Source organism: Pseudorhodoferax aquiterrae, from assembly GCF_014652235.1.
In the GTDB taxonomy this organism is placed as follows: Bacteria; Pseudomonadota; Gammaproteobacteria; order Burkholderiales; family Burkholderiaceae_C; genus Pseudorhodoferax; species Pseudorhodoferax aquiterrae.
This window is the reverse complement of the sequence record NZ_BMYK01000015.1, coordinates 85391-92052: the sequence shown is the minus strand read 5'-3', so window position 1 is coordinate 92052 and position 6662 is coordinate 85391. Positions and strand designations below refer to the sequence as shown.

Sequence of the window (6662 nt, the reverse complement as noted above, 5' to 3'; positions counted from 1 at the left end):
CGGCAACGGGCGGCGCCGGCAGCTGCACGGTCGGCGCCATCGAGGCACAGCCGGCGGCCAGCGCCGCGGCCAGCAGTGCAGGGGGGAGACTGCGCATCAGCCCACCACGGGGTGGCCGGCGCCCAGGTGCGGTGGGCTGCCCGTGGTGTTGCGCCCGCCGTCGCCGGCGAGCAAGGCGCCCGGCGCGCCCGGCCAGCGGCTCGACCCGCGGGCGGGCCTTGTCGGTGAGCCCGGTCGCGGCCGGTTCGGCCCCGGCGGCGCGGAACGCGCAGGCGCAAGCCCAGGCGATGCCGATGAGCAGGCCTTTCCCGCCTGGCGGTGCGTGCGCCGCCATGTCATTTTTCCAGGACGTAGGTGCCTGGGGCATCGGCCAGCGGCGGGTAGGCGGCGGTGCCGAGCCGCGGCGGGGGGACCGGCGCGCCCGAGTGTGCGGCCAGCCACTGCTGCCAGGCCGGCCACCACGAACCCGGGACCGTGGCGGCGGCGGCCTGCCAGTCGGCCGGGCCGAGGTAGGTGCCGCCGGCCGCCCGCGTCAGGATCTGGTAGCTGCGGTGCGAATCCGGCCCGGGCGGGTTGACGATGCCGGCGTTGTGGCCCCCGCTGGTCAGCACGAAGGTGATCTCGGCCGGGCTCAGGAAGTGCAGCTTGTGCACCGAGCGCCAGGGCGCGACATGGTCGGTGGTGGTGCCGACCATGAAGATCGGCAACGTCAGGTCGCCCAGCGACACCGGCCGGCCGGCCACCGGATAGCGGCCTTCGCTGAGGTCGTCGTCCAGGAACAGGCGCCGCAGATACTGCGCGTGCATGCGGGCGGGCATGCGCGTGGCGTCGGCGTTCCACGCCATCAGGTCGTTCGTGGCGGAACGGTTGCCGAGCAGGTAGTTGCTGACCAGGCGCGACCACAGCAGGTCGTACGAGCGCAGCATCTGGAAGGCCCCGGCCATCTGGCTGGCCCGCAGGTAGCCGGTCTCGGCCATCTGCGCTTCCAGCAGACTGACCTGGCTCTCGTCGATGAACAGGCCCAGCTCGCCGGGTTCGCTGAAGTCGGTCTGGGCGGCGAACAGCGAGGCCGAGGCCAGCCGCGCATCGCCGTCGCGCGCCATCGCCGCGGCCGCGATGGCCAGCAGCGTGCCGCCCAGGCAGTAGCCGGTGGCGTGCACGCGCCGACGCGGCACGATGGCCCCCACGGCATCGAGCGCGGCATGGAAGCCCTCGGCCAGGTAGTCGTCCATGCCCAGGTCGCGCTCGGCCGCGCCAGGGTTCTTCCAGGAGATGCAGAACACGGTGTGGCCCTGCGCGACCAGATGCTTGATGAGCGAGTTGTGCGGCGACAGATCCAGGATGTAGTACTTCATGATCCAGGCCGGCACGATCAGCACGGGCTCGGGATGCACGCGGGCGGTGGCGGGGCGGTACTGGATCAACTCCATCACACGGTTGCGCAGCACCACCTGGCCGGGCGTGGTGGCCAGGTTCTGGCCGACCGTGAAACCCTGCGCTGCGGGGGGCTGGCCGCTGGCCAGGGCGAGCAGATCGGCCGTCAGGTATTCGGCGCCGCGCACCAGGTTGGCACCGGCCTCGGCGGCGGTGCGCTGCAGCACCAGCGGATTGGTCGCCAGCTGGTTGCCGGGGGAGAAAGCGTCCAGCCACTGCCGTGCCCAGAAGGCCACCATCCTCTCGTGGTGCGACTCCACGCCGGCGATGCCGTGGGTGGCGGCATCCCACCACTGCTGCGTCAGCAGGAAGGACTGCTGCAGCAGATTGAACGGCCAGGTCTGCCAGGCGGCCGCCGCGAAGCGGCGGTCCTGTGCCGGCGGCAACACCAGCGCGCGGGCATCGCCGGGGCCGGCCAGCAGGCAGTCGCGCAGGTAGTGCGCAAGTGCAGCGGTCTGCGTGCAGGCCAGCTGCGCCAGGGCGATCTGCCGTCCGGGCGAGGCGGCCAGGTGCGTGCTCCAGTCCAGCCAGGCCAGCAGTGCCGCGGCAGGCGACAGCGAGCCGGTCGCGCGTGCCAGCGCCGCATGCACGAGTTGGTCGAGATGCTCGGTCGGCGATGGCGTGTGCGGCATGGCAGGATGGATGGATGGCAGGGCGGTCTGGAATCTACCGAGGGACGGCGGCCGGGCGTTTGATCCAGGTCAAGCGGATCGGTAACGACCGACCAGTCGGTTTTTTGTGCCTGGCGATAATGCACGCCACCTTGACCACTGGACGACCGTGGCCGACCCTGCGCCACCCGTTCGGCACCCCGCGATGACGCCCGAATTGCCCACCGACCAGCCGACCCCGGAACGCCCGGCACGCCAGCGCCTTCCGGCGACCGTGCGCGTGACCCAGATCCTGGATGCGGCGCTGCGCGTGTTTTCCGACAAGGGCTTCGCGGCGGCGCGGATGGACGATGTCGCCGCTGCCGCCGGGTTGTCCAAGGGCGGCGTCTACACGCATTTCACGAGCAAGGAGGAGATCTTCGGCGCGCTGCTCACGCGGCTCATGCTGCCGTTGCACGCCAACCGGCCCCCGCTGCACCCGGACACCGCCGTGACGGTGGACGTGCTGGTGGACCAGGTCGTCGCGCCCATGTATGAATCCTTCGGCGACCCGGCCACCGCACTGACGCTGCGGCTGATGCTGGCCGACGGGGCGCGTGCGCAGCAGCTCGTGGGCCAGTGGCGCGAAATGGTCGTGGAGCCCTATCTGGCCGACATCGAGCAACTGCTCCAGCGCGGTGCGGCGCAGGGCCACCTGCGCCGTGGTGTGCTGCTGCGCGAGCCCCGGCTGGTGCTGTCGCCGGGCGTGCACAGCATGCTGGAGCTGCTGGTGCAGGGCCAACTGGATGCCACGGCCATGGAACGCCAGCGCAAGGCCCACATCGCGATGCTGCGCGAACTGCTGGAGCCCTGATGGGCCGCGTCGTCTGGACCCTGGTGCTGCTGCTGTCCAGCCTGTGGGCCGTGCCCGCGCTGCACTATCGCTTGCCGCTGCCCGCCCCGTGGGCCAGCGTGGTAGCGGGCGGCTGGGCGCTGTTCGCACTGGCGGCCATCTGGCTGCTGTGGCGCGAGGGCGCGGCGCGGCCGGTGCTGGCCTATGGCGTGGCCTTCGCGCTGCTGCTGGGCTGGTGGGTGCGCATCGCGCCGTCCGACGACCGGGTCTGGGCCGACGACGTGGCGCGGCACCTGCAGTCGCAGGTCGATGGCAGCGTGCTGACGCTCTCGAACGTGCGCAACTTCGACTGGCGCAGCGACACCGACTACACCGCGCGCTGGGAGACGCGCCGCCTCGACCTGGACCGGCTGCGCACGGTGGACATGGCGCTGTCCTACTGGATGGGCCCGGCCATCGCCCATACCCTGGTCTCCTTCGGTTTCGACGATGGCCAGCAGATCGTCTTCTCGGTCGAGATCCGCAAGGAACGCGGCGAATCCTTCTCGGCCGTGGCCGGCTTCTTCAAGCAATACGAGCTGAGCCTGGTGGCGGCCGACGAGCGCGACATCCTGCGCGTGCGCACCAATGTGCGCGGCGAGGACGTCTACCTGTACCGCGTGCAACTGGCCCCGGCCGCGCAGCGCGCGCTGTTCCTGGCCTACCTGGCCCAAGCCCAGGCGCTGGCGCGTGCGCCGCGCTTTTACGACACGTTGAGCGCCAACTGCACCACCATCGTCTACGAGATGGCGCGCCGCATCGTCGGCGGCCTGCCGCTCGACTGGCGGCTGCTGGCCTCGGGCTACCTGCCCGAGTACCTGCACAGTGTGGGCGGCCTGGCGCCGGGCCACACGGTCAAGCAGCTGCGCAGCGCAGGCCGCATCACCGCCCGCGCCCAGGCCGCCGATGCCGACCCACAGTTCTCGCAAGCGATCCGGCGCGGCGTGCCGGGCATGGAGGCTGCGCCATGATGCGCCGCCTGGCCGTGCTGCTGGTCCTGCTGCTGCTGACCGGCTGCGCCGGCGTGACGGTCAGCGCGATCTCTCCGGCCCGGTACCTGGCCGAGCGCCGCGGCGACGTGCTGACCACGGGCCGGCTCAGCGAATCCGCCCAGGAGGTGCTGCGCGTGGTCGGCATCGCCGACTGCCGCGAGCGGCCCGTGGCCTGCCGCGGCACGCTGGAGCTGTCGGCCGGCATCAGCGAGGAGCAGCGCCTGTCCGCCATGGCCGAACTCTGGCTGGAGCATGCGCTGGCGGCCGACCGGGCCCAGGCCGCCGACGAGGCCGTGCTGGACGCCTGGCTGGAGACGGCGCGCCATGCCTATGCCTACCTGTTCTTCACCGCGCGCAAGCCCGGCGAGCGCGCCTTCGAGGACCGCCAGACCCAGGTGCGCGACTACTACAACTACGCCGTGCAGCAGACCGTGACGCGCCTGTTCAAGGTGTACAGCGCCACGCCGGCCGCGCAGCGCGGCGAGACACTGGCCCTTAACAGCTGGCGCATCGCCAGCCAGGCCGACGACCTGGCACTGCCGCCGGATGCGCCCATGCCCGAGGAACTGCTGCCGGCTTCCTCGCTGCGCTTCACGGGCCTGCGCAACAGCTACCGGCGCGACGGCTTCGGCGCAGAGCTCGTGGCCGTGCTGCCGCCGCCGGCCGATGCCGACCCGGCCCGACCCTTCGACACCACGCGCTTTCCGGCGATCACGGCCCTGCTGCGCTTCGAGGGCGACACGCTGCCCGATGTGCTGGCCGGCCGCGCCGTGCAGCTCATGCTGTACGACCCGTACCGCAGCGCGCAGGCGCCGCTGGCCCGCGAGCGCGTGCCGCTGGCCGCGAACTTCACGGCCGGCTACGGCCTGTGGCTGGCGCGCGCGGGTTTTGCCACGCAGTCGCTGCGCACGCTGTTCGGCCTGTCCGACGGCATCGTGCGCCCGCGCATCGAGCTCATGCAGCCCTACGACCCCAAGCGCCGCACCATCGTCATGCTGCACGGCCTGGCCAGCAGTCCGGAGGCCTGGATCAACGTGGCCAACGAAGTGCTGGGCGACGAGCTGCTGCGCCGCAACTACCAGATCTGCCAGGTCTACTACCCGAGCAATGCGCCGCTCGCGCTCAACCAGAAGGCGATTCGTGAGGCGCTGCTGCAGACGCTGGCGCACTTCGATCCCGGTGGCCAGGCCGTGGCCTCGCGGGACATGGTGCTGGTGGGCCACAGCATGGGCGGGGTGCTGGCGCGGCTGCTGGTGTCGTCGTCGGGCGAGCGGCTGTGGTCGCTGCTGCCGGCCGACCCGGCGGCGCGCGCGGCCCGGGAGCGCCTGGCGCCGTTCCTCTCGTTCGAGCCGCTGCCCCAGGTCGGCGAGGCCGTCTTCATCGCCGCGCCGCACCGCGGCACACCGTTCGCGGGCAGCCGGCTGGCGCGCCGCATCGCCAACTTCGTGACCCTGCCGCTGGCCATGCTGGAGCAGATCGGCGACGTGACCGGCCTGTTCGGCCGGCCCGGCCCCGACGGCCAGGAGACCGGGCCGCAGCGCATCCCCAACAGCATCGACAACCTGCGCGACACCGATCCCTTCGTGCAGGCCGCCGCGCAGCTGCCGATCAGTCCGCGCGTGCGCTACCACTCCATCATCGGCCAGGCCGACATGGCGCTGCCGCGCGCCGAGGCCAGCGACGGCATCGTGCCCTATGCCAGCGCGCACCTGGCGGGCGCGGCCTCCGAGCGCGTGCTGCCGTCCGAGCACAGCGTGCAGGAGCACCCGCTGGCGATCCTGGAGATCCGGCGCATCCTGCGCGAGTCGCTCAACGCGAGCCGCTGAGCAGCACCACGCCGACGACCACCAGCACGCAGCCCGCGGCGCGGCCCGGGCCCACGCGTTCGCGCAGCAGCACCAGACCGAACAGCGCGCCGACCATCATCGACATCTCGCGCGTGGGCGCGACCACGCTGAGCGGCGCCCCCATCCCGAGCGCGGCCAGCACCAGGATGTAGGACAGCGGCGAGAGCAGTCCCACGGCCATGGTCAGTCCCCAGTGCCCGCGCATGGCCGCCAGTGCGGGGGCGCGGTTGCGCAGCATCCAGGGCACGAGCACGCACAGGCGCACGAGGTTGGAGCACCAGTCCAGCACCACGGCCCCCACGCCCAGCACCTTGACGCCATAGGCATCGACCACGGTGTAGCCCGCGATCAGCGCGCCCGTGGCACCGCCCCAGCGCACGCCGGCCAGCGCACTGGGCTGGCCGAACATGGCCAGCTTCCCATCGGTGCACAGCAGGGCGATGCCCAGCACGATCGCCGCCAGGCCCAGCAGCCCGTGGGCCGAGGGCGCCTCGCCCAGCAGCACGAAGGCGCCGATGGACGACAGCAGCGGCCCCGTGCCGCGCGCCACCGGATAGACCACCGACAGATCCGCCACGCGGTAGCCCTTTTGCAAACACATGCTGTAGACCAGGTGCAGCAGGCCGCTGGCGACGATGCAGGCCAGCACGGGGCCGTTGACCGGCATGCCGCCGTGCGTCAGCTCCCACACCACCCAGGGCGCATAGGCCGTGCAGGCCACCAGCGTGCTGGCGGCCACGAAGGCCGTGCCGGCATGGGCGGCACGCTTGGCCAGCAGGTTCCAGGTGGCGTGGATCAGCGCCGCCAGCACCACCATGGACAGGCTCAGCCAGGTCATGGCCGGTCTCCGGTGTGTGCCCGATCGGCCGGGGCGCGACGGTGTGCTTGGGTGGATGGTGCGCCATCG

At 72.1% G+C, this 6662-nt stretch carries 5 protein-coding genes; 3 read left to right on the top strand and 2 right to left on the bottom strand.

Features of this window, described 5'->3' with window-relative positions:
- Positions 1–335: 335 nt before the first annotated feature.
- Positions 336–2066, bottom strand: coding sequence for a PHA/PHB synthase family protein (locus IE209_RS20975; protein ID WP_189688856.1), 1731 nt, complete (start codon positions 2064–2066; stop codon positions 336–338).
- Between the two features lie 184 nt (positions 2067–2250).
- Here IE209_RS20975 and IE209_RS20970 point away from each other — a divergent pair, with 184 nt between their 5' ends.
- Genes IE209_RS20970 through IE209_RS20960 form a run of 3 tightly spaced genes read left to right on the top strand, consistent with a single transcriptional unit; the run spans position 2251 to position 5734 of the window.
- On the top strand, positions 2251–2898 hold the full coding sequence (locus IE209_RS20970) for a TetR family transcriptional regulator (protein ID WP_189688855.1): 648 nt from the start codon (positions 2251–2253) through the stop codon (positions 2896–2898).
- Positions 2898–3887: an Lnb N-terminal periplasmic domain-containing protein gene (locus tag IE209_RS20965; protein WP_189688854.1), complete on the top strand. Its 990-nt coding sequence runs from the start codon at positions 2898–2900 to the stop codon at positions 3885–3887. The genes IE209_RS20970 and IE209_RS20965 overlap by 1 nt, the downstream gene beginning before the upstream one ends.
- Positions 3884–5734 (top strand): esterase/lipase family protein, encoded by a 1851-nt coding sequence (locus IE209_RS20960; RefSeq protein ID WP_308433200.1) that lies wholly within the window; start codon positions 3884–3886, stop codon positions 5732–5734. The genes IE209_RS20965 and IE209_RS20960 overlap by 4 nt, the downstream gene beginning before the upstream one ends.
- On the opposite strand, the gene IE209_RS20955 is transcribed toward IE209_RS20960, so the two are convergent.
- The gene (locus IE209_RS20955) at positions 5718–6593 is read right to left on the bottom strand and encodes an EamA family transporter (protein WP_189688853.1); all 876 of its coding nucleotides are present in this window, start codon (positions 6591–6593) and stop codon (positions 5718–5720) included. The two genes, IE209_RS20960 and IE209_RS20955, sit on opposite strands and share 17 nt — an antisense overlap.
- Positions 6594–6662: the final 69 nt, after the last annotated feature.

Excerpts from the sequence above, each read along its gene's own strand:
- IE209_RS20975 (WP_189688856.1), bottom strand. The coding sequence starts at position 2,066 with ATGCCGCACACGCCATCGCCGACCGAGCATCTCGACCAACTCGTGCAT.
- IE209_RS20970 (WP_189688855.1), top strand. The coding sequence starts at position 2,251 with ATGACGCCCGAATTGCCCACCGACCAGCCGACCCCGGAACGCCCGGCA.
- IE209_RS20965 (WP_189688854.1), top strand. The coding sequence starts at position 2,898 with ATGGGCCGCGTCGTCTGGACCCTGGTGCTGCTGCTGTCCAGCCTGTGG.
- IE209_RS20960 (WP_308433200.1), top strand. The coding sequence starts at position 3,884 with ATGATGCGCCGCCTGGCCGTGCTGCTGGTCCTGCTGCTGCTGACCGGC.
- IE209_RS20955 (WP_189688853.1), bottom strand. The coding sequence starts at position 6,593 with ATGACCTGGCTGAGCCTGTCCATGGTGGTGCTGGCGGCGCTGATCCAC.